The organism is Synechococcus sp. CC9605 (assembly GCF_000012625.1).
Classification (GTDB): Bacteria; Cyanobacteriota; Cyanobacteriia; order PCC-6307; family Cyanobiaceae; genus Parasynechococcus.
This window is the reverse complement of record NC_007516.1, coordinates 1,905,716-1,930,132: the sequence shown is the minus strand read 5'-3', so window position 1 is coordinate 1,930,132 and position 24,417 is coordinate 1,905,716. Positions and strand designations below refer to the sequence as shown.

Genomic DNA, 24,417 nt, shown 5'->3' with positions numbered 1-24,417 from the left:
CCCGCGTGATGGGTTTGGCCTTAGAGCTCGGCGGTGAAGGGGGTGGCCCAGCGCTGGCGGGTTTCCTTGTTGAACGGAGGCCACCAGCGTTGGATCAGCTGTTGTTCCAGGGCCCGCCGGGCGCGGGTGGCCTTGGGCACATCACAGCTGAAGCGGATGCTCAGCTGGGCGCTCAGCTCACAGCGGTGCAGGGCTTCGCCGTAGGCGGCGAGGTAGGCCTTGCAGTCGTGATCACCTTTCCAGCGGCGCTCGGCGGCCAGGGTTTCGCCCACATACAGCAGAAGCGGCTGCTCCAGCTGGGCTGGCCTGTCCATCACCAGGTAGATCGCTGCTCCGCGGTGAGACGGGTCCGGCCAGCGCCAGAAACTCATCGCCAGGGGGGTCAGGGCCAGTGGATTGATGGCCGCGGCAGCGTCTTCGGGGCTAGCACCGAACAGATCCCCCTGGGCTGCGCCGGCGCTTTCTCCGCGGAACAGCGGCGCCTGATGGGCATGCAGCCGCTCTTGCCAGGCGAGCAGCTGATCCCGTTGCAGGGGCAGGTCGGGCCCATTGCTGAAGGCCAGTGCGCCAGTCGAGAAGAGATCCCCCTGCATCAGGGCAGCGGCAGGCTGGGCCCGGAGCGTCGGCTGCCGAAACTCACCCGGCCGATCAGGGCTTCCACGCTGCTGGCGGGCAGGCAGAGCCGCTCCTGCAGATCGGCCAGATCCTTGAAACCGTCGCGTCGGCGTTCCCGCATCAGGTTGGCCAGCCGTTGTTCCGGCCAGCCAAGCAGGGCCAGCTGATCGGCGCTGGCGTTGTTGAGGTCCAGGGGAGCGGCCTGCGGCTGCGGTGGGGCATCACCGTGCCACTGGAAGAGCAGATGGGGTGTCCAAAGCTTGGCCAGATCGCTCGGCAGCTCCAGCAGCCGGAACAGATCATCGGCACTGGCGAATTGCACCCCACCCCCCTGAAGCCGCACCAGTAGATCGGCTGTGTCCTGGCTGCAGCCGGGAAGCTGCAGCCACTGATCGCGGCTGGCCCGGTTCACATCCATCACCCAGGCCGGCGGCTCGGGCGCGATCGGTTCAGGCTGCGGCAACGCCGGCTTGGGTCGTGCTGGCAGCTGCCCTGTGGCCTGCAGCACCCGCCTGGCCAGGGGATCCAACCAGTGGCTGCGGGGCATGCTGCTCAGCAGAGATGAGCCGACCTTAACGAGGGTGTAGGGCCGCGTCAGCGCAGCTGGCGCACAAGCTCCTCACAACCCCCCTGTTCGTTGATGTATTGGTACAGCAGATCGTCGTAGCCGGGAGCGCTTTTCACCTCGTTCCGGTCGGCGTCGCTCATTCCTTTGCTGATTAGAAACCGGGTGGCGATGTCTTGGGCCTTGGCGGCCTTCATTTGCTTGGTTTCGACCAAGCAGCGGGCATTGGCCTCAGCGATGGTTACCAAAGCTGTGATGCGCTCGCTGGCGGCGAAGCCTGCTCGTTGAACGAGGCTGCTGACGCTGAGAACCACCAGGGCTGTAAGGGCGGCGCGTTTGACCATGGCGTCTGCACCGTTGGAGTCCCCTCAGGATGCTCCTTCAGGGCTAGGGGGTCCAGCGCGGAATCGGCAGCGGTGGATCCACCAGGTTGCGCTGAAAGGCGATCAGCACCGCCTGGGTGCGGCTTTTGGCATCGAGTTTGCGCAGCAGCCCGGTGACGCAGTGCTTGGTGGTTTCAATCGAAAGATGCAGCTGATCGGCAATCTCCTGATTGCTGAGGCCTTTGCAGAGCCCGCGCAGCACGTCTTCTTCCCGCAGGCTCAGCACGTCGCTTAGGGGATGGGCGGCGTCTCTGGAGCCACGGTCGTGGTTAGCCACTCCGGCAATCACTGAATCCATGTGGCTGCCATCGCTCTCCATGGCGCGCAGCACGCTGAGCAGGCCGCCATTGCCGATCCGCTCATGGCTGCAGAGCCCTTCGCATTGCGCCTTGGCCGCGGCGTGAATTGTGCTGAGCAACGGGCGCTGAATCAGCATCAGGCAGCGCAGGGAGGGCTGCTGGGCCTTGGCAGCCGCCACCAGCGAGGGGCCGTTGCCGCGCTCGAGCTGGTCGCTGCAGATCAGCAGATCAGCGGCTGTGTGGCTGAGACAGGCGAGGGCTTCCGCTTCGGTGCTTGCGGCCCCCACCAGGGAGCCGATGCCGTTGAGGCTGTGCACCAGGCCGCTTATCAACACGCGATCGGCGGAGGCCACCACGATGCGGCGCCCTTCCAACAGGGGCCGGTGGCGCTGGGGAAGGTCACGCATCGCGCTGAGCTGAGCGGTGAAGTCCACATCCTGGAGGCGGCCCGAAACTCACCATGAATTCGGATGCCACCAGCGGGTGGTGCGGGTCAGCAAGACCGTACAAAACGCTGTTGCTGATGCCAAGCCAAGGTGCGGCGATCACCCCCGTTGCCACTGGTGAATCCTTGGCAGACTTTGCCGAAGCAGTGCGTGATGCCGACGATGGCCTTCTTCGATTCCGACATCGTTCAGGACGAAGCCAAGCGCCTGTTCAGCGATTACCAGCAGCTGATGCAGCTGGGCAGTGAGTACGGCAAGTTCGACCGGGAGGGCAAGAAGAAGTTCATCGAGACGATGGAAGAGCTGATGGGCCGTTACCGGGTGTTCATGAAGCGCTTTGAACTCTCGGAGGATTTCCAGGCCAAGCTCACAGTGGAGCAGCTGCGCACCCAGCTCAGCCAGTTCGGCATCACCCCCGAGCAAATGTTCGATCAGATGAACTCCACCCTCGAGCGGATGAAGGCGCAGATCGAGCAGCCCCCTTCCAGCTGAACCAGCTCGACCTGAGCCAAGACTCGTACGATCGCCAGCGCTTGCTCATTGCGCCTCCCTATGCCGGACTCCATCCCGTCGTTGCCGGATTGGTTGTCTCGGGGCATGGCCGACCTGTTCCCTGCCGGCGATCCCAGTGATGCGGATCAGGCCCTGGCGGCCCGGTTGGCCCAGGCCGAAAAGGAAGGACGGCCGCTGCGGGTGAAGCTGGGCATTGACCCCACCGGCAGCAACATCCACCTTGGTCACAGCATCCTGTTCCGCAAGTTACGGGCTTTCCAGGACGGGGGCCACACGGCAGTGCTGATCATCGGGGATTTCACGGCGCGGATCGGCGATCCCACCGGCAAGAGCGCCACGCGGGTGCAGCTAAGCAAGGAGCAGGTGGCCGCCAACGCCTCCACCTATCTGCGCCAGTTGGGGCAGGACCAGCCCAAGGAAACGGCGCTGCTCGATTTCGAAACCCCTGGCCGCCTGGAGGTGCGATACAACTCCGAGTGGCTGGAGGGCATGGATCTGCCGGCGGTGATCGGCCTGCTCGGCACCGGCACCGTGGGCCAGATGCTGGCCAAGGACGACTTCTCCAAGCGCTACGGCAGTGGAACCCCGATCGCGCTGCATGAATTCCTCTACCCGTTGCTGCAGGGCTACGACTCGGTGGCGGTGAACGCGGATGTGGAGCTGGGCGGCACCGACCAGAAGTTCAACGTGGCCATGGGCCGCGACCTGCAGCGCCACTTCAACAAGGGCACCCAGTTCGGCCTGCTGCTGCCGATTTTGGTGGGTCTAGATGGGGTTCAGAAGATGAGCAAGAGCCTCGGCAACGTGGTGGGGCTGGAGGAGGATCCCCTGTCGATGTATTCCAAGCTGGAGAAGGTCGGCGATGCGGCGATCGACGACTACGTCACGTTGCTGACCGATCTGGATCTGGCGTCGTTGCCGGATAACCCGCGCGAGAAGCAGAAGGCGATGGCCCTGGCGGTGACCGCCAGCCGCCACGGCATCGAAGCAGCCCAGAAGGCCCAGAGCGATGCCGCCACCCTGGTGGGCGGCAGCGGTGATGCCGGCGCTGATGTGCCCGAGGCCTCCCTGGCGGAGGTGAACTTCCCGGCCAAGGCCTTTTACTTGTTTAGCGCTGTGGGCATCTGCGCCAGCAGCAGTGAGGCCCGCCGCCAGATCAAGGGCGGCGCGGCGCGGCTGGAGGGGGAGAAGATCACTGATCCCAACCAGGAGTTCACCTCAGCGGCGGAGCTGGAGGGCAAGGTGCTGCAGCTGGGCAAGAAGACCTTCCGGCGCTTGGTGGCCTGAGCCGCCGGATATCCCCCTTTTGGGGGATCCGCCAAGAGAGAACTGGCGCGATGGTGCGTTTATCCAAGCGAAGAACAATGCCAGCGCAAGTCCTTGAACCTGAATTCAGATCCGATCAGCAAATCACGGCCGATTTTTTAGCCTTTCTGCAATCGGAATCGTCAGACCGTGTCCACTATGAGGTTGAACCCTCGCGGCTGACCGGTGGTGCTGATGCCCGGCTGTATCGCTACAAGCTGATTGACCAGGAGCCAAGGGTTCTTCGCATTCTGCGTCCAGCCCGTGAGGTGGCGGAGCTTTTGCATCATCAGGTTGTGCATCAGATCCTGAATCAGCAGGGCCTCAATGCCCCCATGATTCATCACGTTTGTGCAGACAAATCAGTCTTGGGAGGTGTTTTTGCGGTGATGGAGCTGGTGCCCGGTCAAACGGTGTTTGGGATGGCTCCTGAGCTTCATGCCAAGGCCGTGGGTGAGTCGATGGCCACCATGCATGAGCTGGATGTGAGGCCCATTGTTGAGTCGTTCAGACGGGCTGGTGTTCCGGATGAGCGATTTTTGGACCCTTTTGTTCGTCAAAAGGCATTGGGTTTTTTTGAAGAGAAGACCCCCTGGGCTGCTGATCTGATGGCTTGGCTGCGGGATCATTTACCCCTTGATGCTGAGAATCTTGCTGTGATTCATGGTGACTATCACGGCGGTAATCTGATGTTTAAAAATGGTTCTTTGTCCGGGGTTCTGGATTGGTCTTTTTGTATTTCTGACCCCGCTGTTGATCTTGCTCACACAATGAATGATTATCTGGTTTTTATTCCCCAGATTGGACGGGGGATGTCATCTCATTTGTGGGAACTGATCATGGATGGGGTTCTTCAGGCTTATCAAGCCATAAGGCCTTTGAACCATAAGCACATCAAGGCCTGTCGAGTTTTTCATCTCTTTGGGGCGTTAACTGCCGGTCCTGTTGGTGGTGGCATCGAATTCATGCGAAAGCCTGAATCGCAGCGCGACTATCTGAGCTTCATTAAGCAAGCAACTGGTATCAGGCTTTCGCCCTCAGCCTGAACATCTGTTGAGATGCGCTGGCCGAGGCGACAGGATGGTCTCCGGATCAATCGCTTGCCTTGGCTCCGACGCTCTCCGCTGACCCCGCCGATCGGATCATCGTGGCCCTCGATGGCATGGCGCCGGATCAGGCGCTGCGCTTTGCAGCCCACGTGGACGGGCTGCGCTGGGTGAAGGTGGGTCTGGAGCTGTTCGTGCAGGCGGGGCCAGAAGTGGTGGCCCAGCTGCGCGAGCAGGGGCTGCGCGTGTTTCTTGACCTCAAATTCCACGACATCCCGGCCACGATGGCCGGTGCCTGCCGGAGGGCGGCGGCGCTGGGGGCCGAACTGATCACGGTGCATGCCTGCGCCGGCAGCGAAGCGCTCAAGGCAGTCAAGGTTGCGGCAGAGGAAGGAGCCCAGGCTGCTGGGCAACCCGCGCCCACGTTGCTGGCGGTGACGGTGCTCACCAGCTGGGAGGAGCAACGGCTGCAACGGGAACTCGCCATTGCCCAGGGCATCGCCGAACGGGTGCCGGCGTTGGCGCAGCTGTCGGCGACCGCCGGCATTGGTGGTTGTGTGTGCTCACCCCTGGAGGCCGCGGCATTGCGGGCGCAACACCCTCAACCGTTCGCGCTGGTCACCCCAGGCATCCGCCCCAGAGGAGCAGCCGTTGGTGATCAAGCCCGGGTGATGGGGCCGGCTGAGGCGATTGCCGCTGGTGCCAGTCAGCTGGTGATCGGCCGGCCGATCAGCAAGGCCGAGGATCCCAGCGCTGCTTTTGCAGCCTGTTGCGGAGATCTTTGATCGGCGCGCTCCAATCTGTTGTGTGAGCTGGTTGTGCTCAAGGAGCCAGCTCAGCCCTTGGCTTTCGCGCCAATCTTGGGTTCGGTGCCCGCCAGCAGCCGTTCGATGTTGCTGCGATGGCGCCAGAGCACCATCAGGCTGGCCACCAACGACACCACTACGTAGGCGCTGCTGCTACCAGAGAGCAGCATCAACAGTGGCAGTCCGATGGCGGCCACCACGCTGGAGAGCGACACGATCCGGAAGATCGAGATCACGGCCATGAACAGGCCAAAGCAGGCCAGTCCCACCGGCCAGGCCAGGCCCAGAAATATGCCAAGGCCAGTGGCCACCGCTTTGCCGCCCTTCCAGCCCAGCCACACCGGCCAGATGTGCCCGGCCAAGGCCGCCAGGCCCGTCAGCACCTGCAACCAGTCGTTGAGGCCGACGCTTTTCGCCAGCAGCACCGCCAGGGCGCCTTTGCCCACATCAATCAGGAACACCACCAGGGCTGGGCCCTTGCCCACGTTGCGAAGCACGTTGGTGGCGCCGGTGCTGCCGGAGCCGCAGTCGCGCAGATCGATGCCCTTGAGCCAGCGGCCGGCGAGGTAACCGCTGGGGATGGCTCCCAGCAGGTAGCCGATGGCCAGCAGCAGCAGGGCGGTGAATGCTGTTTGGATCACAGCAGATCGTCGTCGTCGAGGCGTTCACCCGGTCCGGCCGCGAAGGCCAACCAGAGGGGGAACTGAAGCACAGGGATGTCGACGCTGCGCTCGGCCGCATCGATCAGGATCAAGGGCACTTCGCCCCGTTCCTCCAGCCGGTCGGCCCGCTCCACCAGGGCTTCCGGGCGCTCGAACAGCACGATGCCGCTGCTGGGGCCGAAGTCTTCCCGGCCCAGGCCCAGGGCATCCTGCAGGCCGCGCCGCCATTCACCGAGCCGTTCAGGGCCGCCGGCCAGCACCAGGCACTGGAACTGATCGCCGTACAGCTCACCGATCACCGCGATCAGAGCCGCGCTCGCCAGGATGTTGCGCGGCCGGGTGCCGCGGCTGGGCTGGGCGCCACGTCCGCCCTGATTGAAGAACCAGTCCTCCAGCAGGGCCGTGTCGCGGGCGTCGATGCTGCGCCGCAGGTTCCAGGGGTCGGCGTAGACGTCGGGCTGTTTGAGGAAGCGCTCCAGGGTCTGGCGGATCAGCTCTTCATCGGGGCGGAAGGTGTCGGCCACCGCTGGCGGCGGAGTGCTCTCGCCAGTCTTCTCTGGCGCTGCTGGGTTGTCTGCCGCCTGATCGAGGGGGGAGGGCTGCACCACCATCGGCTGCACCACCAGCTCCAGGTTTTCCACGCTCTGCACCAGGTCCTGCAGGGCGCCGCCCAGGTACTCCTGGAAGCCCCTCACGCGGCGGGCGATGGCGTCGGACTGGCCGGCGAAGTTGGCCTTCAGTTCGGCCTCGAGTTGCTGTTTGCGGGAGCTGAGGGCGGTGATCTCCGCCTGCAGGGCATTGCGGCGCTCCTGCAGATCCTTGAGGGCCAGCTCCATCACGGGATTGGCTTCTGCGGCGGAGGGCTCGGCACCGGTGGTGCTGGCAGGGTCAGTGCTGGTTTCGCCGCTGGACTCTGCCGGGGCCTGTTCCGGTTCAGGCGCCTGGGGGGTCAGGTCGGTGTCGTCGGGCATTGCGTCAGCTGCCGTGCTCTCCATCCCTCCATTCCAGCCGACCAGAACGCAGAAAAACAGGTGGCATCACAACTGCGACAGGGTTGCACGGAATTGCATGGATATATGCACGAAATCGCATCGAAATCGTGCTACTTCGCGCTATTGCTCGTGCTGTCTTCCGGGTCGCCGTTCGGCACTTCCAGCGCTCCCACCCGCAGTTCCAGCTGTTCTCGCAGCTCCTTGGGGCTGAACAGGATTGGCAGAAAGTGAATGCTTTGGGTTTCGCGGAAATAAAAGAGGCCCGGCAGCCAGGGGGCGAACAGCCGCCAGCTCAGCCATTGGTCGTAGGGGAAACGCCGCAGCTCGCGGCCGTTCTGCCACACGATCAGAGCGTCTTCCTTGAATTCCAGCCGCAGGCTGGCGCTCTGGATGAGCAGAAACAGGCCGAACAGCGCCACCACAAAGGTGGGCCAGGGGGAGAAAGGCAACGGCAGCAGCGCCAGGCCGAGGGCCACCACCAGCAGCGGCAGCCGCACATCCGGCTTGAGGGTGACGGGGGCGGGGGTTGAACTCATGCTCCGAATAGAACCTGGGTGAGAACGACATCCATCAAGGCCACCAGGATCAGGATCATCACCACCGCTCCGGTGGTGCTGGTGCCCACTTCCTTGGGGCCGCCACGGGTGGTCAGGCCCCAGCCGCAGGCCACCGTGGCGATGATCATGCCGAAGACCACGGCCTTCACCAGCATGAACGGCAGGTCCAGCGGGGCCATCCAGGTGCGCACCGAAGTCCAGAACACCGCCGGAGGAATGTTATAGAGGGCTGTGCTGGTGAGTTGGCCCGACCACACCGCCACCAGGAAGAAGAAGAAGCACTGCACCGGAGCCATCACCACCATCGCGATCATCCGGGGCACCACCAGGTACTCCACCGGATCGGTGCGCAGCATCGTGATCGCGTCGATCTGTTCGGTCACCTTCATCGTGCCCAGCTGGGCGGCGTAGGCGGTGGCCACCTTGCCGGCCAGCAGGCAGGAGGTGAGCAGGGGGGCGATCTCCCGTGCCAGGCCGATCGCCAGGATGCCGCCCACCGTTGATCCCGCCCCCTGGCGGGTGAGTTCTGCGGCCACCTGAATGTTGAACACCGAGCCGGCGGCCACCGAGATGATCAACACAATCAGCACGCTGCCTGGGCCAGCGTCCAGCAGTTGCTCAAGCAGCTCGCCCCGATCAATCCGGCCGCGCAGGGTGGCGGCCACGGCCTGGCCTCCGATCAGCAGGCTGGCGCCCAGGCGTTTGATCGAACGGGGCGTGTTCATCCGGCGGCCTTCTGCAGGTGGGCTCCACGGTCGGGCCAGCCTCGCATCACCACAAGGCCAAGCAGCACAAGGATCGAGGGAATCAGGCCCATGCAGAGCCGAATCGCCAGCAGGGCTGAATCCGGCTGTTCGATGAAACTCAGCGCTCCACTGCAGTTGCCTCCCTTGGCGGAGATGTAGCCGGTGAGCGAGAGCAGGCTGCCGAACACCGACATGGTCAGGCCGATGATCAGCTTCTGGCCGAACACCATCCAGGCGGTGTAAAGCCCGGCGGGTTTGCTTGGGTCAGCGTCGATCGCATCCGGCAGCAGCGACCAGGGAATCAGATAGGCCGTCGCCGCTCCCACCCCCACCAGGGCAATCAGCCCCACCAGCGGCAGCAGTTGCAGCAGGCCGGGATCCGCCGCCAGGGGAGGGAACAGCATCGAGAGCAGGCAGGCGCTGATCCAAAGCCCCGCGCCCCAGCGCAGGGTGGCGACGCGGCCGATGCGGTTGCTCATGTTGCTCCAGAGCTGAAGCCCCAGCAGGGCGGCGATCTGGAAGGGCAACAGGATCCAGGTGGAGAGGTTGGCGGGCACGTGCACCACCTGCACCAGCCAGATCAGGGCCACCACCTGCATCAGTTGCAGGCCAAACCAGAGCAGGAGGTAAAGCCCCAGCACCTGGCGGAAGCGGGGGTTGGCCAGCACCCGTTTGAGCTGCTGCATCGGCGGCACGTTGTTGGGCACCGGGCGTTGGGCCCGCTTGGCGTAGGGGGCCAGCCCCCAGCAGCAGAGCAGCGTGGTGGTAGCAGCGATGCTGCCGGTGATGCGGCCCATGGCCAGGTAGCCCCCGCCTCCATCGGTGAGCACCACCGAAGCCACGATCAGGCCGCTCAAGCCCGCCAGGATCGAGCCTGTGAACCGCGCCGCATTGAGGCGGGTGCGAATGGCGGTGTTCGGCGTGAGTTCGGTGCTGAGGGCGGCGTAGGGCAGGTTGACGCTGGTGTAGGCGGTCATCAGCAACACCGCCATCACGGCGTAGTACGTGGTGCGCTGCACTGTGTCGCCCGGGGGTACCCACCACATCGCCGTCAGGCTGATGCCCAGGGGCAGGGCTGCGGTCAGCATCCAGGGCAACCGCGGGCCCCAGCGGCTGCGGGTGTGGTCGCTGAGCCAGCCGATCAACGGATCATTCAGCGCGTCCCATACCTTGCTCACCGTGAGCAGGGAGCCGGCGATGAAGGCCGGCAGGCCTGCGGCGCAAATGAAAAAGGGAAAGAGATAGAAGCCCAGCTGGGTGGCGGCAAGCCCGGTGCCGGCGTCGCCGAGGCCGTAGGCGAGCATCAGCCTGCGGCGGGATCCCTGCAGGGATGCGTCGGTCGATGTCACGCGGAGGCTGGGGTCAGGCGGATTGCCATAATGAATGCGTGCTTACGACACCACCAACCCCTGGGGCAGTGATTCGTTTGTACTATGCGGGTGTTGTGTAATGGTAAGACCTCAGCCTTCCAAGCTGATGACACGGGTTCGATTCCCGTCACCCGCTCTGATTACAACCGAAGGCCTGAGATTTCCTCTTCGGCAAGCAGCAGCACGAAGCTCCGACTTTGCAGAGGTATCTCCATGCAGCTGAAGTTCACCGGCTCAGCAGGAAAATCCTGGGGGCTGGGCAACGAGGTGTCGATCACCCGCTTCCAGGGGGATGCCGGAATCGGCAATTCAAAGCTGAGACTTTCCTTGTAAGCGTTGAAGCCCATCCAGAGCAGAGCACCGCGGCTGCCGCTGTGGAGGCTGGTGGCCGTGGTGCGGCTCCAGGCCGCCCAGTCGGGTTTGGCCAGGCTCACGCCGTGCCATTGCCGCCAGAGATCGCTCCGCTGTTCGGATGGCTGTGGTGCTGATTTGCGGTTGCTTTCCCGTGGCGGCACCAGCGGATTGAACAGCTGCGGCAGGGCCTGGCGCAGCCGCAGCAGCCGCTGCAGAAACAGCTTGAGTTCCAGGTCGCAGTGGTCTTCATCCCAGACCATCCACCCCAGCGGACTGTTCTGGCACCAGCTGTTGTTGTTGCCTCCCTGGCTGCGGCCCACTTCATCGCCCATCAGCAGCATCGGCACCCCGCGGGCCAGCAGCAGTGAGCTGAGCAGGTTGCGTTGCTGCCGGCGCCGCAGGGTCTGCACCAGGGGATTGCTGCTAGGGCCTTCGATGCCGTGGTTCCAGCTGTTGTTGTGGTTCTCGCCGTCGCGGTTGTCTTCGCCGTTGGCCAGGTTGTGTTTGCGGTTGTAGCTCACCAGATCCGCCAGGGTGAAGCCGTCATGGGCGGTGATGAAATTCACCGAACGCCCCAGGGCTACGGGCTTGCCGTCATAGAGATCAGGGCTGCCTTTGAACCGCTGGGCCAGGGTCCAGGTGCTGTGGTCGTCACCCTTCCAGAAACGCCGCATGCCGTCGCGGAAATGGCCGTTCCAGGTGCCGATCCGCTTGGCGGGGAAATCCTCTAGCCGATAGAGGCCGCCGCAATCCCACGGTTCGCTCACCAGTTTGAGGTCGCTCAGCTGCGGGTCGGCCCCCATCGCCGTGAACAGGGGCGGGTCGTTGAGGGGTTTGAGTTGATTGCCGCGGCTCAGGGCGATGCCCAGGTCGAAGCGGAAGCCATCCACCCCCAGCTCCAGGGCCCAGCACCGCATTGATTCGAGGATCAACTGGGTGCTGATCGGCGCGTTAGCGGCGATCGAGTTGCCGCAGCCGCTCACATCCAGATAATCGCCGTCGTCGTTCTGGTGGTAGTAGACGTCATCAGCACAGCCACGCCAGCTCAACGTGGGGCCATGGCGGTTGCCTTCCGTGGTGTGGTTGTAGACCACATCCAGCAGCACTTCGATGCCGGCGTCATGGCAGGCGGCCACCAGTTGGCGCACCTCATGGCGGGCCTGCAGCGGATTGCTACTGCTGCAGTAGCCGTGGTGGGGTGTGAACCAGCTCAGGGGGCTGTAACCCCACACGTTGTCGCGCCCAGGGGGGGCATCGGCCGGATCGAAGCAGAACACCGGCAACAGCTCCACTGCCGTGATGCCCAGTTCCTTGAGGTAGGGCAGCTTCTCAATCAGCCCGAGGTATGTGCCCCGGTTCGCTGCGGCAACGCCCGCATCCTCGCGGCGGGTGAAGCCCCCCACGTGCAGCTCGTAGATCACCGTGCGTTGCCAGCTGTGGCGTGGGCGCGGATGGGCCTGGAAATCAAACAGATCCCGTTCGCACACCACCGCCTTGAGGCAGGTATGGGCATTGGGTGAGAGGCCGGTGGCCAGCACCCGGTCGTAGACGTCCCAGCCGCTAATGGCGCGGGCGGCGGGGTCGAGCAACACCTTGGAGGGGCGGAAGCCATGGCCCCCTGGTGCCAGTGGCCCGAAGACGCGGTAGCCGTAACAGCAGCCTTCGCCGACTCCTTCCACCTCCACGTGCCAGTAGTTGCCCGAGCGGTGACGTCGAACATCCAGTTCGATCACCCGTTCCGGGCTGCGGTCATTGCTGTTGCTGTAGAGCAGCAACTCAATCCGGTCGGCCCCGGGGGCCGCCAGCACGAAATTCACCCCCCGCCTGGTGAGGCTGCTGCCCAGGGGCCAGGGAGAACCGGGGTGAATGCCACTCAAAGCCCGTTGGGGCATCTCGACTTCAAACTAGTGGTTTGGTCCGTTGTTATGAACCAATGGCGATGACCACCACACTTGAGGCCGGTCGGCCGCCGCAGCAGCTGCGTGACGACCTCTGGTTGTTTCCGCCCAACCGCGACAGCCAGGGCGGCAGTTCCTGGTGGCTGGGTCTGGACCCCGAGCCCGTGTTGGTCGACTGTCCGCCGTTGACGGAGGCCAGTCTCACGGCTCTGCGCCAGTTGGCGGGAACCCGCAGCCCAAGGATCCTGCTCACAAGCCGTGAAGGCCATGGGCGCCTGCGTCGTGTGCAGGAGCGCCTGGGCTGGCCCGTGCTGGTGCAAGAACAGGAGGCCTATCTCTTGCCCAACGTTGAGCCGTTGGAGACCTTCTCTGAGCACCACACCACCGCCAGTGGTTTGCGGCTGTTGTGGACGCCGGGTCCTACGCCGGGAAGCTGTGTGGTGTTCGCTCCGCCACCAAAAAACCTGTTGTTCTGCGGGCGTTTGCTGACGCCATGGGGGCCCGGTCAGCTCGCACCGATGCGCCATGCCCGCACGTTTCACTGGCCCAGGCAGCTGAACAGTCTGGCCAAACTCAGGGACTGGATTCCTTCAGATGCCAGTCCCCAACTGCTGTCTGGAGCGGCGCTTGGCGCTTTGCGTGGTGAGCGTCTCGTGCCCTTCAGTGGTTGGAGTGATGTTGCGGAGAACTGCTAAAGCATTGCGGCACAGCACGTTTCGCTTGCAGCAACCGGTTGCTCTCCATACGATTGGGCCGCTTGGGGAAGGCAGCGGCGAGCCCACTACGCCGTATCTGAGCCGTCTCCCGCCCCCCGACTCTCTCTAACCAATGAACAAAGCTGATCTGGTGAATCTGGTGGCTGCTCGCACCGAGCTCACCAAGACCGACGTTTCCATGGTTGTCGACGCCGCCATCGACACGATTATCGACTCCGTGGTGGAAGGTAAGAAAGTGTCCATCCTGGGTTTCGGCTCCTTTGAACCCCGTGAGCGTTCCGCCCGTCAAGGTCTGAACCCCAAAACCGGCGAGAAGATCGCGATTCCCGCCAAGCGTGTTCCCGCCTTCACCGCCGGCAAGATGTTCAAGGATCGCGTTCAGGGCTGATCGACGTCTCAACCTTGTTGTCCGGGCGGCCCATCGGGGTCGCCTTTTTTGATAGTTGTTTCAGGTGATGGCTCTTCCAGAGCATCTGCAGCGGCATCTTGAGGCGGGTCGTGCCCTGACTGCCGCCGGTGGCTACCGCGGTCGTTTCGCTCCATCGCCGACCGGGCTGCTCCATCTGGGCAACCTGCAGACGGCCCTGCTCTCGTGGCTGGCAGCACGTCAGGCCGGTGGGGCCTGGTTGCTGCGCATCGATGACCTCGACACACCGCGCAACCGCGCCGGTGCGATCGAGGCGATCCAAAGCGATCTGCGCTGGTTGGGCTTGAAGTGGGATGGTCCGGTGCTGCTGCAAAGCGAGCGGCGTGGCATTTACCACTCTTGGTTGTCGTGGTTGCGCCGATCCGGACGTTTGTTCGCCTGTCGCTGCTCTCGGCGTGAGCTTGCCGATCAGCCGATCTATTCCGGCTTCTGCCGTCAGGCCGTTCATAACTGGGGCTGGCAGCGGCAGCGGCTCCCCAGTTGGCGACTTCGGGTTGCCGACGACGATCCCCACGGCAGTGGCGATGTGGTGCTGCGGCGAGCCGATGGCTTCATCGCCTACCAGCTCGCCACCGTGATCGACGAACTCAGTTTCGGCATCAACGATGTGGTGCGTGGTGCGGATCTGCGCGAGGCCCTGCCAGCGCAGCGCAGCCTCTTTGCGGCCCTGGGTGAAGCTCCGCCCCGCTTCCGCCATGGGCCGCTGCTCTGCGATGCCAGCGGCCAGAAACTCTCCAAGCGTGAAGCCTGTGCAGGCTTGAAACCCTTGCGTGATGCGGGGTTGGATGCGGCTGCTGTGATTGGTCGTTTGGCCTCAGGCCTTCAGCTCGTGGCCCCTGAGGCGCGTATTAGTGCAACAGAGTTGCTCGAACACTTGACGCAGCAGGCCATCAATGCGGTGATTTCTTAAGGAATACTTCGGGATCAGGCGTGGGTTTTCGACCCACACTGAATCTTCGTCAGATCCCTCGGATCATGTGCACGTGCACCATTTGTGGTGGTAGTAGGATGCAGCGGGTGTCGGGTGATCGCTTCCGAACCTGCATCGTCTGTCTTGGAACCGGTCAGATCAGTTCAGCGGTGCAATCGGCACCGCTGAACCATCAGCCCCTGAACACTCCTGGCCTAGCCAAGATCAGCTGTCCAACCCGGCCCCTGGCTTGAATCTCAGCCCAGGGGAGTCTTCTGGTCGTTCTGGATCACGAAGTAGGTGGCCGTTGCCACCACGATCAACAGCGGTACCGCGGTGAACAGCAGCAGGGCAATGGCGGTCCAGTCGGTATACACGGCGGGGAGATTTGTCGAAGTTGAGGCATCATCTCAGCAAATCGCCCCCCTGTGCCCTGCTCGCGCGCTCCGTCACAGTCCTGCTCGTTCTTGGTGTGATGGCCCCTGGGGTGAGGGCATCGCCTCTGGCCGCTTTTCAGGCCCGTGCTCAGCGCTGCCTTGAGCACAGCCATTTTCAGCTCTGTGAACAAGCTTTGATCGAGGCGGAAGCGCTGCAGCGACAGGCGTCGGCCCGTAGTGCCTACCCCTGCCAGACGCTGCTGCTGGGGGTCCAGGCGGATCTGGTGATGCAGCAGTTGGAGGCCGGCCGCGGCGTTCAGGCCATGGCTGACCTGGAGGCGGCTATCCGCGGCTGCGCTGGGCTCTGAAGCGCCTCGTTATTGGCCCACAATCACCGGCGGTGTGCTGCCTCCGCGAATGGGAGGAACCACCTTGGTTTTTCCGTCCCACTTATCGAGGAACAGCTTGTAGAGGACGCTGTCATTCAGAGACCGGGTCAAGGTCTGAAACTTCAGGGCTTCTTGTTCGGCGATCTGAACTTCTGTTTTGGCGCGCAGAAGCTGTTGTTGAGCAATTTGCTTTTGCTCGATTGCTGCCCGGTATTCCTCGGCAATTTTCAAGCCAGTGATGTCCAATCCTTTGACAGCCACATAGTCGAATTTGCTAAGTTCGTTGGAAACACTTTCTTGAACAAGTGTAGAGATATTGTTCCAGTCGGTGGCAATTGTATCGAGTTCATATTTTGAGAACACCGATTTCAGGGATTTCAGCAGTGAAGGCTGAATCACCCTTGCATAGATTGCGGAATCGTCTGTGGCAATCGTGCTGTAGATCCTGGGTGCTTCACCGGGCTTCACCGCATATTTCACCGTGGCTGTCGCTTCAATCACCTGCAGGTCTTTGGTGAGCGTTGAGAATTTTTCGGGGATGACCTGCGTTCTGACGCTGAAATTATGGGTCGCCTGAATGAACGGAAGTTTGAGGTTCAATCCTGGCTCTCTGGGGGTCTTGGAGACTTTCCCAAGGGTGGTGACAACCCCGACTTCACCGGCGGGAACAACGAACACACTGGAGATCAGGGCAATGCCACCGATGAAGACCGTGGTGACGCCCACCACTGTTTTGGTGATCTGCTCCGGTTGGGACTTGGATTGCATGCTCCTGGCTTGAATCGATGCTTCAACAAACAGTAGTGATGGCGCTGTGGTGATGCGAAAAAAGTTTCTGATGATGTCTGGGCTGGAGCTGCTGCGATTTCCCTCGGGTCACTGATCGAAAGAGTGTGTGGATCCGAGTCGTTAAAATAGGAATCGTTGATCAACATCACCGCACTCTCCTGCGTTGAGGGTGTGCACGTCATTCGTTGCCAGCGATGATGGGGGCCTGCAGTTGCCAGATCAGGCATCGATTGCGCCAGGCCGTGTTGTTGCGCCAGATTCCGGTGGCAACCCGCCAGGATCAGCGCCTGCGCTCACGGTGCATCCAGCTGATCCAGTCAGCGGAAATCTCCTGGGGACAGACCGCCTCGCATTCGAGGTTGCTGCTGCAGCTGCCGAAGCCCTCCGCCTCCATCTGGCGTTGCATGGCGTCGGCACGGCTCGCCCGTTCCGGCTGCCCCTGCGGCAGTTGCCCCAGGTGCGCCAGCTTGGCGGCCACGAATAGGCTGGCCGAGGCATTGCGGCAACTGGCGACGCAGGCGCCACAACCGATGCAGGTTGCTGTGCTGAAGGCGCTGGTGGCCTGCTCCCGGCCAACCGGCAGGGCGTTGCCATCCGGGGCCTGGCCTGTGCCGGTTGAGCAGTAGCCGCCGGCCGCGATCAGCCGGTCAAAGGCCGAGCGGTCCACCATCAGATCCTGGATGGGAGGGAAGGCCGTGGCTCGCCAGGGCTCCAGGGTCAGCACCACGCCATCGTCGAATTCCCGCAGGTAGAGCTGACACACCGATGTGGCGGCCCGTGGGCCATGGGCCTGGCCATTCACCAGGAAGCCGCAGCTGCCGCAGATGCCTTCGCGGCAGTCGTGCTCGAAGCTCACCGGCCGTTCCCCGCAGCTGATCAGTTGTTCGTTGAGCTGATCGAGGGCCTCCAGCAGGGAGAGGTCGGGGGAGACGTTCTCCAGCCGATGGCTCTGGTATTCACCGGGTTGATCGGCGCTGCGTTGCCGCCAGATTCGCAGGGTGAGTTTCATTTGTAGCTCCGGGTGCTGGGTTGCAGCGCGTTGAACTGCAGCGGTTCGCTGTGGCAGATCGGCTCACCGTCGGCCTTGTGTTCCCAGGCCGCGATGTGCGCGAAGTTGACGTCGTCCCGTTGGGCTTCACCCTCGTCACTTTGGTGTTCCTCACGGAAGTGGGCGCCGCACGACTCCTCGCGGGCCAGGGCATCCCGCAGCATCAGCTGGGCCAGCCCGAAGAAGTCCTTGACCCGCAGGGCTTTCTCCAGCTCGGCATTGGGGCCGCTGGCTTCGCCGGGCACCCTCACCTCGGCCTCAAACCGCTCCTCCAGCGCCTTCACCTGCTCCAGCCCTTGCGCCAGACCATCGGCATGGCGGCTGATGCCGCAGCGGTCGATCATCACGCTGCCCAGCTCGCGATGGAAGCTGTCCACCGGAGTGTTGCCTTCGCTGTTGAGCAAGTGGCTGATGCGGCGCCGGGTGCTTTCCAAGGCCTCTCGGCAGGCCGGGTGATCGGTCGCCACATCCTCGGCTGGTGTGCCCGCCAGCCAGGCCGTGACGGTGGATGGCGCGATGAAGTAGCCATCGGCAAGCCCCTGCATCAGGGCGCTGGCGCCGAGGCGGTTGGCGCCATGTTCGGAGTAGTTCGCTTCCCCCAGAACAAACAGGCCGGGGATCGAACTCATCAGGTGGTAATCCACCCAGAGGCCGCCCATCGTGTAGTGGGGGGCGGGGTAGATCCGCATCGGTTTTTTGTACGGGTCGTCGCCGCTGATGCGCTCATACATCGTCATCAGGTTGCCGTAGCGGGCAGCAATGGCGTCTTTGCCTTCGGCTTCGATGGCATCGGTGAGGTCGAGGTACACCGACCGCCCCCCTGGGCCAACACCCTGCCCCGCGTTGCAGAGTTCTCTGGCCCTCCTGGAGGCGACATCCCTCGGGGTCATGTTGCCGTAGGTGGGATAGAGCCTCTCGAGGAAGTAGTCGCGTTCCTCTTCAGGGATTGCCTCGGGTTGACGTGCATCGCCAGGGGTTTTGGGCAGCCAGACCCGACCGTCGTTGCGCAGGCTTTCGCTCATCAGCGTCAGCTTGCTCTGGAAGAGATCTCCACTGGGGATGCAGGTGGGGTGAATCTGCGTGAAACAGGGGTTAGCGAACAGCGCACCTTTGCGGTGAGCCCTCCAGATCGCACTGGTGTTCGATTTCAGCGCGTTGGTGGAGAGGAAGTAGACGTTGCTGTAACCACCCGTGCAGAGCAGAACCGTGCGGGCGGTGTGCACCTCCAATTCACCGCTCAGCAGATGGCGCGCCACCGCACCGCGGGCGACCCCATCCACGGTGATCAGCTCGAGCACGTCACGGCGGGTGAGCAATTGAACGCGACCCAGCTCCACCTGGCGCATCAAGGCCTGGTAAGCGCCGTAGAGCAATTGCTGGCCGGTCTGTCCCCGGGCATAGAAGGTGCGGCTTACCAGGGCTCCGCCAAAACTGCGGGTGGCCAGGCTGCCGCCGTATTCGCGTGCGAACGGCACCCCCTGAGCCACACATTGATCGATGATGCCGCTGCTGATTTCCGCCAGCCGTTGGCAGCCTGCTTCCCGGGCTCGGAAGTCACCCCCCTTGAGGGTGTCGGCGAACAGGCGACTGACGCTGTCGCCATCCACCGCCACGGAACGTGCGGCGTTGATGCCCCCCTGGGCTGCCACCGAATGGGCCCGCCGCGGGCTGTCGTGAAAGCTGAGCACTGTGACCCGGTAGCCTTGTTGGGCCAGCGTTGCAGCAGCGGAAGCCCCCGCCAGGCCGGTGCCCACCACAAGCACATCCATCTGCCCTTTGCGCAGAGGGCTGATCAGCGGCAGCCCCTCGCGGGTGCGTTGCCAGGCACTGGTGAGCGGCTCGGCGGGAATCCTTGGATCAGGAAGTCCGTTCGTCATGCCAAGCCTCCGAGGGCCAGTCCCAGGCTGATCAGTAGAAAACCTCCGCCGATTCCCGACGCCAAGAGGCGACCTCCCCAGCGGATGCTGGGGCCGTTGGCCGGGGTGAGCAGACCCAGGTTGCGGTGTCCTGCTTCCGCGCCGTGGAGCAGATGCAGGCCGATGGCTAGACTAACGGCGGTATAAACCATAAGGTTGATCGGTTGCTGCAGCACCTGCTGCAGCACCTCCCGTTCCAGCCCGTCGCTCGGCCGTGGCCAGCGCAGTTGCTGCAGGTGCAAGAGCAGAAATCCCAAGGTGATCACGCCGGCAGCCACCTTGCTGCGGCTGGCCAGAGCGTCCAATGGACGACCGCGACGGCTGAGCAGCGCCGCCGTGTTTCCAGCCCCCCGATTCCGAAGCGTTTTGGCGACGGTGAAGCTCAGATGCATGGCTGCGGTGGCGGCCAGGCCGGCCTCCAACACCGGCAGCCATGGCTGGTGATGCAGGGCCGTGGCGTACTGCTCGAAATGCACCGGAGCGATCAGCGCGGGCAACAAACCGGCCAGATGAACCACCAGAAACAGCACCAGCATCAACCCGCTCAGAGCCGATCCAATGCGCACCAACGTCGGTTCCTGCATCAATTTCGGAGTTCGCTTGGCATCAGGTCTTCACTGATTCCCAGGCCAATCGTATGCAGGAGCTGCGAAAGGCTGGTCGCAGCCTGGCCGTCCGCATTCAACCTTGTCATGGTGGGGAGGCATTGAACGCTTGCAGGCGTGAGGGTGAGGTCCCGGCGTTGGACATGGCGGCTTCTCTGGGTCGCTCTGGCCTGCGTTCTCACCCTTTCCCTCGCTCAAGTGGGATGGGGCGGGCAGGCCGCTGTGGAGCAGAGGCCCGCAGCGATCGACTGGGGGAGGGTCCCGGCGGAGGTGATGGAGCCGGAAGGCCCGCCGCTTCGACTTGGTGCCTACATCACCAACATCAACAACATCGATCTCCTGCAGGACCAGTTCTCTGTGGAGATGCTGCTTTGGACGGAATGGGCAGGTGATGCCCAGTCGGATCCGAGCGATAATCTGATGATCCTGAATGGGATTTACGACGGCGATATCCAACGGTTTGAGCGGGTGAGCCATGAAAAGACGGCCACAGGCTCCTGGAATCTTTATCGGGTGCGTTCAGCTGTGGTGAAGCGGTTTCGGCTTCAGCGTTATCCCTTTGATGATCAGATTTTGCACATCCAGATCGGTTTGGCGGATCCACTTCAAACCGTGAACCTGAATGTGGTGGATCAAGAGGCTGTGATGGTCTCACCTGGGTTGCTGCTGCCGGGCTGGACCTTGAAGTCGGCCGGTGCCTATGCCTCAAGCGTGAGCCTGATGAGCGATTTGGGACGTCCCCTCGCGGCTGGAGAGGTGATCCGTCGTCAACCGGCCGTGTCGCTGGATGTGCCGATTCAGCGGCACAGTTTGCTGTTTGTCGCCCCCGATTTTCTGGGTTACATGCTCGCGGTTGGTCTCTGCATCATGAGCCTGTTGATCACCCGCAGCCGGGACGATCTCATCCTCGCTGCAGTGGTGTCAGCGGGGGGGAATTTTGTGTTCATTGCTGGGAAATTACCGGTGACTGCCATGGCGGGCTTCATCGGGAATTTGCAGCTGATTATTTTTCTGGGAATTTTGTATGTGGTGGCCGCAGATGAACTGATTGATGTCCACCTCCTCAATGTGAATAATCGTCTCTCAACGGTTTTGCGGGTGTTGTTGTTGCCCAGCTATGTCGCCATGACCTTGATTGGCATTTATTGGATCATCCCATGACCCAACTGAGGCCTCCTGATGCCGGACGCCAGCAGCCCCTGGGCTCGTGGGCCTTGGCGACAACTCTGATCACGCTCTTAGTTCTGCTGGTGGGAGCGTTGATGCTTCAGCCGAAGCTGACTCAACGGCGCCTCAACATCGACGACCGCGATGTGTTGACGGCCGACGAGGTCGCCGAGCTTCCTGAAGGAACGCTCGCTGTTGTGCTGGATCGAAGGCCCGGCCAAGACGCGTCTGACTTTCGTTATCGGCTGTTGAAGTTGGTGATGGAACGCAGTGGTCAGCCCCATGTCCTGGGGCTGAGTGCTGTTGTTCAACCGCAGTATGAGGCCATCGCTGCACTTGCCGCAGGCCGTGATCAGGTTGGCGGCAATCCCCATCGGCTCTCGGTCGGGGTGTATGGCGCTGGCCGCGAATTGCACGAACGGTTACGTCCGATCGAGATCCCAGTCACGGGTGGTCTGTTGGGGTTGCGAGTTGGCTGGACCAATCAGGCGGCTCTGCCTGATCTCAAGACGGTTGATCGCGTCGGTGACTTGCGTCGTTTCACGCTGCTGCAGGGCTTGGGTTGGAGTGATGTTGATGTTTTTGATGCGGCTGGACTGCGCACCTACACGGCGCGATCAGAGAGTTTTTTCCGACTTGTGGACAACAACCGTGTTCAGCTGTTTCCCCGTGGTCTCGCTGAATTGGCGGCTGAAGATGTCATCGTGCAGCGCACGGCCCCTCAAACGCTGCTCGATCCCCATCTCTTGATGGCCTATCCCTTCGCTGGGTTTTTCTATGTCTCTCCGAGCAACAAGCCTTTGGCGCAGGCCATTCGTCGGGGCTTTGAACAGGCGATCTCAGATGGTTCCTATCAGCGTTTGTTGGAGGAGGTGATCATGACACCTTGGTTGAGAAGGAACTTGAACTTGAGTTCTCGCAAGGTGCTGGTGTTGAGCAATCATGAAGCTCAAAACGTTTTGGCTGGCGTTGATCCACGTCATTGGATGATTCCCTGGAACGACCTTCTTCAACGGCGCATTTCAAAGGGTGCTGCTTTGTGTGAGATTGTTGAGCTGAAACAGCTTTGTTCGCCTCGTTACTAGCTAAGAAGAGCCCTTGAAGGTTTCGCTGAGGCGGCGTCTGAGCTTGGCTCCGTTGATGTTGCTCAATGCGATGTAAGCCAGAATCATGAGGCCAACGGGAGCGAGGGGAGTTTGAGCGCCAAACAACATGGGAAGCCAGTTGAGGGGCAACAGAAGGAATAAGAATGCTTTGACCCTCGTACTGCGCTCCAATGCCTTCAGGTTGGAGATCGCTTCGAGGTTTGCTTTGCTTCTGGCAAGCAGAGACATCAAGCCAAACATGCTGGCAATCATCAACAGCATGCAAATGCTTGACGCTGTCCCATGGGTGATCCAGTCCTTGAGAATCGTGGCCTGACTCACGCCGGCGTTGATTTCCTCGGAGGCGAGATTTGTTTTGGAGTTGAGGATTAAAAGAATGTTTCCTGCGCCCAGGCAGGTTAAGGCCAGAATCAGGCCGTTAACAAGGTTCTGTCGGATGTGTCTGATCCCGGAGAGTTTGAGGATGGACTTATGGAACGACCACAACTCATAGAGAATAAAAAAAGTGGCGGTATAGACGATTAGCTCGTAGATAAGGATCCCGCTGATTGTTGTGATCTCAACTTGTTTCTCGATGGTGTCGATGACTTCGGATGCGAGCTCTGGCAACTCAATCGCGATCAGAGTCATTGCGACGGCGTAAACGCCATCAATCAATCCCATCCACATCTCAGCATTGGGGGATTCCAGGTGCTGGATTAGTTGCCGCAATGGTCATTTGTATGCACTTATGCATCCATTTTGATCGAAAGCCGATGACCTGACTTGAACAGGCGACCCACGCTTTACGAAAGCGTTGCTCTACCGGCTGAGCTACATCGGCGGCGTCAGCAATTTAACATTTGCTCTGAATCCGTCTTGGATGTTTGTCCGATAATCAGCGCTCCAAATCCAGCCTGGATCCTGCTTTGAGGGAGCGGTTGCTCAAAGAGTCACAGACCCCCTGGCGTGGGCTCAGACGGCTCGTCTGGTTCGCTCTCTTCGCTTCCGCTGGCCTTGGCCTGTTCACGATGGCCTTCCGTGCTTCCGCCGGCGACACTGTCGATCTGGCTGATTTCGGTATCCAGGGCGGTGCTCTCCTGCTCTTCTCCGCTCTGCTCTGGTTCGACCGGAACAGAGGTGGCAGCGGCGACGGTTGATTCATCGGCGACATTGGCACTGATGTCTTTTGCCCTCTCGACTTGAGCCTGAGGCTCGTCGGGTTCAAGAGAGGCTTCGGGCTCAGTCTTGTCAGACTCCTCAGCCGTCGTCAGGTTGAGGGCTGAAGTTTCGTCGTCTGGTTCTTCGTTGTCAGAGCTGATATCGGCGGCGCTGACGTCTTCAGTGCTTTCTTTCTCAGTGTTGTCGTCAGTCTCCGGCTCACTGTCTTCCACGCCAATGGCTTCATCGGCATCTTGATCACTTGTTGGAGCCTTCTCTTCAGTGTCCTCAGACTCCTCAGCCTTCGTCAGGTTGAGGGCTGAAGTTTCGTCGTCTGGCTCCTCCTTCTCAGAGCTGATGTCCGTGGCGTTGACGTCTCCAGTGCTGTCTTCCTCAGTGCTCTCGTCTGTCACTGGCTCGCTGTCTTCCATGCCGATGGCTTCATCGGCTTTCTGCTCGCTTGTTGGGACCCTCTCTTCAGCGTCATCAGACTCCTTATCCGTCTCTGGGTTGAGGCCTGAAGTTTCGTCGTCTGGTTCTTCGTTGTCAGAGCTGATATTCGTGGCGTTGTCGTCTTCAGTGCTGTCTTTCTCAGTGCTGTCGTCTGTCTCTGGCTCGCTGTCTTCCACAGACATGGCCCCATCGGCCCCCTGACTGCTTGGCTTCACAGCAGGCTCCGGCCACTCCAGGCTCGGGAGGTTGAGCAGTTGCAGGCCAAGGCTCGTGCGTTGCGTTGCCACAGCGTCAGCACGAAAGCTTGCATCGGTGCTGGCAACCGGTGCTGTTGATCCCAGCAGCAGTGCTGCTGCTTGAACCATCTGTTGCACATGCCAGACCATCAAAGCCAGCAATGGGCTGACCAGCAGCAGGGTGGCCAGTCGAGACTGACCCGATACCGGGGAAAACTCACTCGCGAGCACCGCTGTATCGTCCAGCCACCAGAGGACGGGCAGTAGGATGACAGCGGCCATCACCACGGCGACGCGGCTGCTCAGGGCGCCATGCGATGCACTGATGCGGAGTTGATCACTGCTGCGGCTGCCCAGCGGTTGACGCACCAGCAGCAGTGACCCCCAGTCGGCGGGCCGTCGCCACAAGGCGACGGCTGGCGCCAAGACCCCGACGCCCCAGATCAGAACTCGCTCCACACCGGGCACAGGGCCTGGATCCGCACCAGCCAGAACCAGGCGGATCAGCAGCAGCTCCAGGGGGATGGCTCCAAGAGCCAGGCACTGAAGCCAGAGCAGGGGCTCGCTGCGGGGCTGCACGG

26 protein-coding genes, 2 tRNA genes and 1 pseudogene are annotated in these 24,417 nt (G+C 62.1%); 12 read left to right on the top strand and 17 right to left on the bottom strand.

The window, feature by feature from the left end; all coding sequences use genetic code 11:
* Positions 1-20: 20 nt before the first annotated feature.
* Genes SYNCC9605_RS10530 through SYNCC9605_RS10515 form a run of 4 tightly spaced genes read right to left on the bottom strand, consistent with a single transcriptional unit; the run spans position 21 to position 2,269 of the window.
* Entirely contained in the window at positions 21-593 is a 573-nt protein-coding gene (locus SYNCC9605_RS10530; RefSeq protein ID WP_011365055.1) for a hypothetical protein, read from the bottom strand.
* A complete protein-coding gene (locus tag SYNCC9605_RS10525) occupies positions 593-1,162 on the bottom strand; it encodes a hypothetical protein (protein WP_011365054.1) in 570 nt (189 codons plus the stop codon). Before SYNCC9605_RS10525 ends, SYNCC9605_RS10530 begins: the two co-directional genes overlap by 1 nt.
* A 47-nt stretch (positions 1,163-1,209) precedes the next feature.
* Positions 1,210-1,524 (bottom strand): hypothetical protein, encoded by a 315-nt coding sequence (locus SYNCC9605_RS10520; RefSeq protein WP_011365053.1) that lies wholly within the window; start codon positions 1,522-1,524, stop codon positions 1,210-1,212.
* A 43-nt stretch (positions 1,525-1,567) separates the two neighbouring features.
* The gene (locus tag SYNCC9605_RS10515) at positions 1,568-2,269 is read right to left on the bottom strand and encodes a helix-turn-helix transcriptional regulator (RefSeq protein ID WP_011365052.1); all 702 of its coding nucleotides are present in this window, start codon (positions 2,267-2,269) and stop codon (positions 1,568-1,570) included.
* Positions 2,270-2,470: 201 nt separating this feature from the next.
* On the opposite strand from SYNCC9605_RS10515, the gene SYNCC9605_RS10510 reads away from it, so the two are divergent.
* The 4 genes from SYNCC9605_RS10510 to pyrF are packed head-to-tail and all read left to right on the top strand — an operon-like array spanning position 2,471 to position 5,957.
* The gene (locus SYNCC9605_RS10510; protein WP_011365051.1) at positions 2,471-2,800 is read left to right on the top strand and encodes a DUF1825 family protein; all 330 of its coding nucleotides are present in this window, start codon (positions 2,471-2,473) and stop codon (positions 2,798-2,800) included.
* A 60-nt stretch (positions 2,801-2,860) separates the two neighbouring features.
* A complete protein-coding gene (tyrS, locus tag SYNCC9605_RS10505) occupies positions 2,861-4,108 on the top strand; it encodes a tyrosine--tRNA ligase (RefSeq protein WP_011365050.1) in 1,248 nt (415 codons plus the stop codon).
* A gap of 50 nt (positions 4,109-4,158) precedes the next feature.
* Positions 4,159-5,172: a phosphotransferase family protein gene (locus tag SYNCC9605_RS10500; protein ID WP_011365049.1), complete on the top strand. Its 1,014-nt coding sequence runs from the start codon at positions 4,159-4,161 to the stop codon at positions 5,170-5,172.
* Between the two features lie 59 nt (positions 5,173-5,231).
* Complete coding sequence (gene pyrF, locus SYNCC9605_RS10495; protein ID WP_011365048.1) at positions 5,232-5,957, top strand: orotidine-5'-phosphate decarboxylase; 726 nt, start codon at positions 5,232-5,234, stop codon at positions 5,955-5,957.
* A 50-nt stretch (positions 5,958-6,007) separates the two neighbouring features.
* Here pyrF and plsY read toward each other — a convergent pair whose 3' ends face one another.
* From plsY to SYNCC9605_RS10470, 5 genes are all read right to left on the bottom strand, one after another.
* A complete protein-coding gene (gene plsY, locus SYNCC9605_RS10490) occupies positions 6,008-6,619 on the bottom strand; it encodes a glycerol-3-phosphate 1-O-acyltransferase PlsY (protein WP_011365047.1) in 612 nt (203 codons plus the stop codon).
* Positions 6,616-7,635 (bottom strand): DUF3086 domain-containing protein, encoded by a 1,020-nt coding sequence (locus SYNCC9605_RS10485; RefSeq protein ID WP_011365046.1) that lies wholly within the window; start codon positions 7,633-7,635, stop codon positions 6,616-6,618. Before SYNCC9605_RS10485 ends, plsY begins: the two co-directional genes overlap by 4 nt.
* A 107-nt stretch (positions 7,636-7,742) precedes the next feature.
* Entirely contained in the window at positions 7,743-8,168 is a 426-nt protein-coding gene (locus SYNCC9605_RS10480; RefSeq protein ID WP_011365045.1) for a DUF3119 family protein, read from the bottom strand.
* A complete protein-coding gene (locus SYNCC9605_RS10475) occupies positions 8,165-8,914 on the bottom strand; it encodes an MlaE family ABC transporter permease (RefSeq protein WP_011365044.1) in 750 nt (249 codons plus the stop codon). Before SYNCC9605_RS10475 ends, SYNCC9605_RS10480 begins: the two co-directional genes overlap by 4 nt.
* Positions 8,911-10,239, bottom strand: coding sequence for an MFS transporter (locus SYNCC9605_RS10470; RefSeq protein ID WP_011365043.1), 1,329 nt, complete (start codon positions 10,237-10,239; stop codon positions 8,911-8,913). Before SYNCC9605_RS10470 ends, SYNCC9605_RS10475 begins: the two co-directional genes overlap by 4 nt.
* 131 nt (positions 10,240-10,370) lie before the next feature.
* Here SYNCC9605_RS10470 and SYNCC9605_RS10465 point away from each other — a divergent pair.
* Positions 10,371-10,441: transfer RNA gene (locus tag SYNCC9605_RS10465), tRNA-Gly, on the top strand.
* Between the two features lie 4 nt (positions 10,442-10,445).
* On the opposite strand, the gene SYNCC9605_RS10460 is transcribed toward SYNCC9605_RS10465, so the two are convergent.
* Complete coding sequence (locus tag SYNCC9605_RS10460) at positions 10,446-12,551, bottom strand: glycogen debranching protein (protein WP_011365042.1); 2,106 nt, start codon at positions 12,549-12,551, stop codon at positions 10,446-10,448.
* A 41-nt stretch (positions 12,552-12,592) separates the two neighbouring features.
* On the opposite strand from SYNCC9605_RS10460, the gene SYNCC9605_RS10455 reads away from it, so the two are divergent.
* The 4 genes from SYNCC9605_RS10455 (at position 12,593) to SYNCC9605_RS10440 (ending at position 15,355) form a co-directional block, all read left to right on the top strand.
* Positions 12,593-13,252, top strand: coding sequence for a hypothetical protein (locus SYNCC9605_RS10455; RefSeq protein ID WP_011365041.1), 660 nt, complete (start codon positions 12,593-12,595; stop codon positions 13,250-13,252).
* Positions 13,253-13,385: 133 nt separating this feature from the next.
* Positions 13,386-13,661, top strand: coding sequence for an HU family DNA-binding protein (locus SYNCC9605_RS10450; RefSeq protein WP_006850925.1), 276 nt, complete (start codon positions 13,386-13,388; stop codon positions 13,659-13,661).
* 67 nt (positions 13,662-13,728) lie between these two features.
* Positions 13,729-14,610, top strand: coding sequence for a tRNA glutamyl-Q(34) synthetase GluQRS (gene gluQRS, locus SYNCC9605_RS10445; protein ID WP_011365040.1), 882 nt, complete (start codon positions 13,729-13,731; stop codon positions 14,608-14,610).
* 397 nt (positions 14,611-15,007) lie between these two features.
* Positions 15,008-15,355, top strand: coding sequence for a hypothetical protein (locus SYNCC9605_RS10440; protein WP_011365039.1), 348 nt, complete (start codon positions 15,008-15,010; stop codon positions 15,353-15,355).
* 9 nt (positions 15,356-15,364) lie between these two features.
* On the opposite strand, the gene SYNCC9605_RS10435 is transcribed toward SYNCC9605_RS10440, so the two are convergent.
* The 4 genes from SYNCC9605_RS10435 to SYNCC9605_RS10420 form a co-directional block, all read right to left on the bottom strand.
* Positions 15,365-16,144, bottom strand: coding sequence for a prohibitin family protein (locus SYNCC9605_RS10435; RefSeq protein ID WP_011365038.1), 780 nt, complete (start codon positions 16,142-16,144; stop codon positions 15,365-15,367).
* 301 nt (positions 16,145-16,445) lie between these two features.
* Entirely contained in the window at positions 16,446-17,174 is a 729-nt protein-coding gene (locus SYNCC9605_RS10430) for a succinate dehydrogenase/fumarate reductase iron-sulfur subunit (RefSeq protein WP_011365037.1), read from the bottom strand.
* Positions 17,171-19,090 (bottom strand): fumarate reductase/succinate dehydrogenase flavoprotein subunit, encoded by a 1,920-nt coding sequence (locus tag SYNCC9605_RS10425; RefSeq protein ID WP_011365036.1) that lies wholly within the window; start codon positions 19,088-19,090, stop codon positions 17,171-17,173. The genes SYNCC9605_RS10430 and SYNCC9605_RS10425 overlap by 4 nt, the downstream gene beginning before the upstream one ends.
* The gene (locus SYNCC9605_RS10420; protein ID WP_011365035.1) at positions 19,087-19,713 is read right to left on the bottom strand and encodes a succinate dehydrogenase cytochrome b subunit; all 627 of its coding nucleotides are present in this window, start codon (positions 19,711-19,713) and stop codon (positions 19,087-19,089) included. The genes SYNCC9605_RS10425 and SYNCC9605_RS10420 overlap by 4 nt, the downstream gene beginning before the upstream one ends.
* Before the next feature lie 144 nt (positions 19,714-19,857).
* Between SYNCC9605_RS10420 and SYNCC9605_RS10415 the strand changes: the two genes are divergently transcribed.
* Together SYNCC9605_RS10415 and SYNCC9605_RS10410 are read left to right on the top strand one after the other, a co-directional pair.
* On the top strand, positions 19,858-20,895 hold the full coding sequence (locus tag SYNCC9605_RS10415) for a hypothetical protein (RefSeq protein ID WP_041435117.1): 1,038 nt from the start codon (positions 19,858-19,860) through the stop codon (positions 20,893-20,895).
* Positions 20,892-21,986 (top strand): hypothetical protein, encoded by a 1,095-nt coding sequence (locus SYNCC9605_RS10410; protein ID WP_156783109.1) that lies wholly within the window; start codon positions 20,892-20,894, stop codon positions 21,984-21,986. The genes SYNCC9605_RS10415 and SYNCC9605_RS10410 overlap by 4 nt, the downstream gene beginning before the upstream one ends.
* Here the strand turns inward: SYNCC9605_RS10410 and SYNCC9605_RS10405 are convergent, their stop codons facing one another.
* On the bottom strand, positions 21,987-22,670 hold the full coding sequence (locus SYNCC9605_RS10405; RefSeq protein ID WP_257929152.1) for a TMEM175 family protein: 684 nt from the start codon (positions 22,668-22,670) through the stop codon (positions 21,987-21,989).
* Between the two features lie 87 nt (positions 22,671-22,757).
* Positions 22,758-22,830: transfer RNA gene (locus tag SYNCC9605_RS10400), tRNA-Thr, on the bottom strand.
* Between the two features lie 43 nt (positions 22,831-22,873).
* Between SYNCC9605_RS10400 and SYNCC9605_RS14060 the strand changes: the two genes are divergently transcribed.
* Positions 22,874-23,146 carry a DUF3493 domain-containing protein gene (locus SYNCC9605_RS14060; RefSeq protein ID WP_071813048.1) on the top strand — a complete coding sequence of 91 codons (273 nt, stop codon included), beginning with the start codon at positions 22,874-22,876 and terminating at the stop codon, positions 23,144-23,146.
* Positions 23,147-23,854: 708 nt separating this feature from the next.
* Here SYNCC9605_RS14060 and SYNCC9605_RS15605 read toward each other — a convergent pair.
* Positions 23,855-24,415, bottom strand: a pseudogene (locus tag SYNCC9605_RS15605) (low-complexity tail membrane protein); the annotation flags it as partial.
* Positions 24,416-24,417: the final 2 nt, after the last annotated feature.

Excerpts from the sequence above, each read along its gene's own strand:
- tyrS (WP_011365050.1), top strand. The coding sequence starts at position 2,861 with ATGCCGGACTCCATCCCGTCGTTGCCGGATTGGTTGTCTCGGGGCATG.
- SYNCC9605_RS10410 (WP_156783109.1), top strand. The coding sequence starts at position 20,892 with ATGACCCAACTGAGGCCTCCTGATGCCGGACGCCAGCAGCCCCTGGGC.
- SYNCC9605_RS10460 (WP_011365042.1), bottom strand. The coding sequence starts at position 12,551 with ATGCCCCAACGGGCTTTGAGTGGCATTCACCCCGGTTCTCCCTGGCCC.
- SYNCC9605_RS10455 (WP_011365041.1), top strand. The coding sequence starts at position 12,593 with ATGGCGATGACCACCACACTTGAGGCCGGTCGGCCGCCGCAGCAGCTG.
- SYNCC9605_RS10525 (WP_011365054.1), bottom strand. The coding sequence starts at position 1,162 with ATGCCCCGCAGCCACTGGTTGGATCCCCTGGCCAGGCGGGTGCTGCAG.
- SYNCC9605_RS10425 (WP_011365036.1), bottom strand. The coding sequence starts at position 19,090 with ATGACGAACGGACTTCCTGATCCAAGGATTCCCGCCGAGCCGCTCACC.
- gluQRS (WP_011365040.1), top strand. The coding sequence starts at position 13,729 with ATGGCTCTTCCAGAGCATCTGCAGCGGCATCTTGAGGCGGGTCGTGCC.
- SYNCC9605_RS10485 (WP_011365046.1), bottom strand. The coding sequence starts at position 7,635 with ATGGAGAGCACGGCAGCTGACGCAATGCCCGACGACACCGACCTGACC.
- SYNCC9605_RS10470 (WP_011365043.1), bottom strand. The coding sequence starts at position 10,239 with ATGCTCGCCTACGGCCTCGGCGACGCCGGCACCGGGCTTGCCGCCACC.
- SYNCC9605_RS10420 (WP_011365035.1), bottom strand. The coding sequence starts at position 19,713 with ATGCAGGAACCGACGTTGGTGCGCATTGGATCGGCTCTGAGCGGGTTG.
- SYNCC9605_RS10510 (WP_011365051.1), top strand. The coding sequence starts at position 2,471 with ATGGCCTTCTTCGATTCCGACATCGTTCAGGACGAAGCCAAGCGCCTG.
- SYNCC9605_RS10435 (WP_011365038.1), bottom strand. The coding sequence starts at position 16,144 with ATGCAATCCAAGTCCCAACCGGAGCAGATCACCAAAACAGTGGTGGGC.
- SYNCC9605_RS10450 (WP_006850925.1), top strand. The coding sequence starts at position 13,386 with ATGAACAAAGCTGATCTGGTGAATCTGGTGGCTGCTCGCACCGAGCTC.
- SYNCC9605_RS10430 (WP_011365037.1), bottom strand. The coding sequence starts at position 17,174 with ATGAAACTCACCCTGCGAATCTGGCGGCAACGCAGCGCCGATCAACCC.
- SYNCC9605_RS10520 (WP_011365053.1), bottom strand. The coding sequence starts at position 1,524 with ATGGTCAAACGCGCCGCCCTTACAGCCCTGGTGGTTCTCAGCGTCAGC.
- SYNCC9605_RS10530 (WP_011365055.1), bottom strand. The coding sequence starts at position 593 with ATGCAGGGGGATCTCTTCTCGACTGGCGCACTGGCCTTCAGCAATGGG.
- SYNCC9605_RS10475 (WP_011365044.1), bottom strand. The coding sequence starts at position 8,914 with ATGAACACGCCCCGTTCGATCAAACGCCTGGGCGCCAGCCTGCTGATC.
- SYNCC9605_RS10405 (WP_257929152.1), bottom strand. The coding sequence starts at position 22,670 with ATGGGATTGATTGATGGCGTTTACGCCGTCGCAATGACTCTGATCGCG.
- SYNCC9605_RS10480 (WP_011365045.1), bottom strand. The coding sequence starts at position 8,168 with ATGAGTTCAACCCCCGCCCCCGTCACCCTCAAGCCGGATGTGCGGCTG.
- SYNCC9605_RS10500 (WP_011365049.1), top strand. The coding sequence starts at position 4,159 with ATGGTGCGTTTATCCAAGCGAAGAACAATGCCAGCGCAAGTCCTTGAA.
- SYNCC9605_RS10515 (WP_011365052.1), bottom strand. The coding sequence starts at position 2,269 with ATGCGTGACCTTCCCCAGCGCCACCGGCCCCTGTTGGAAGGGCGCCGC.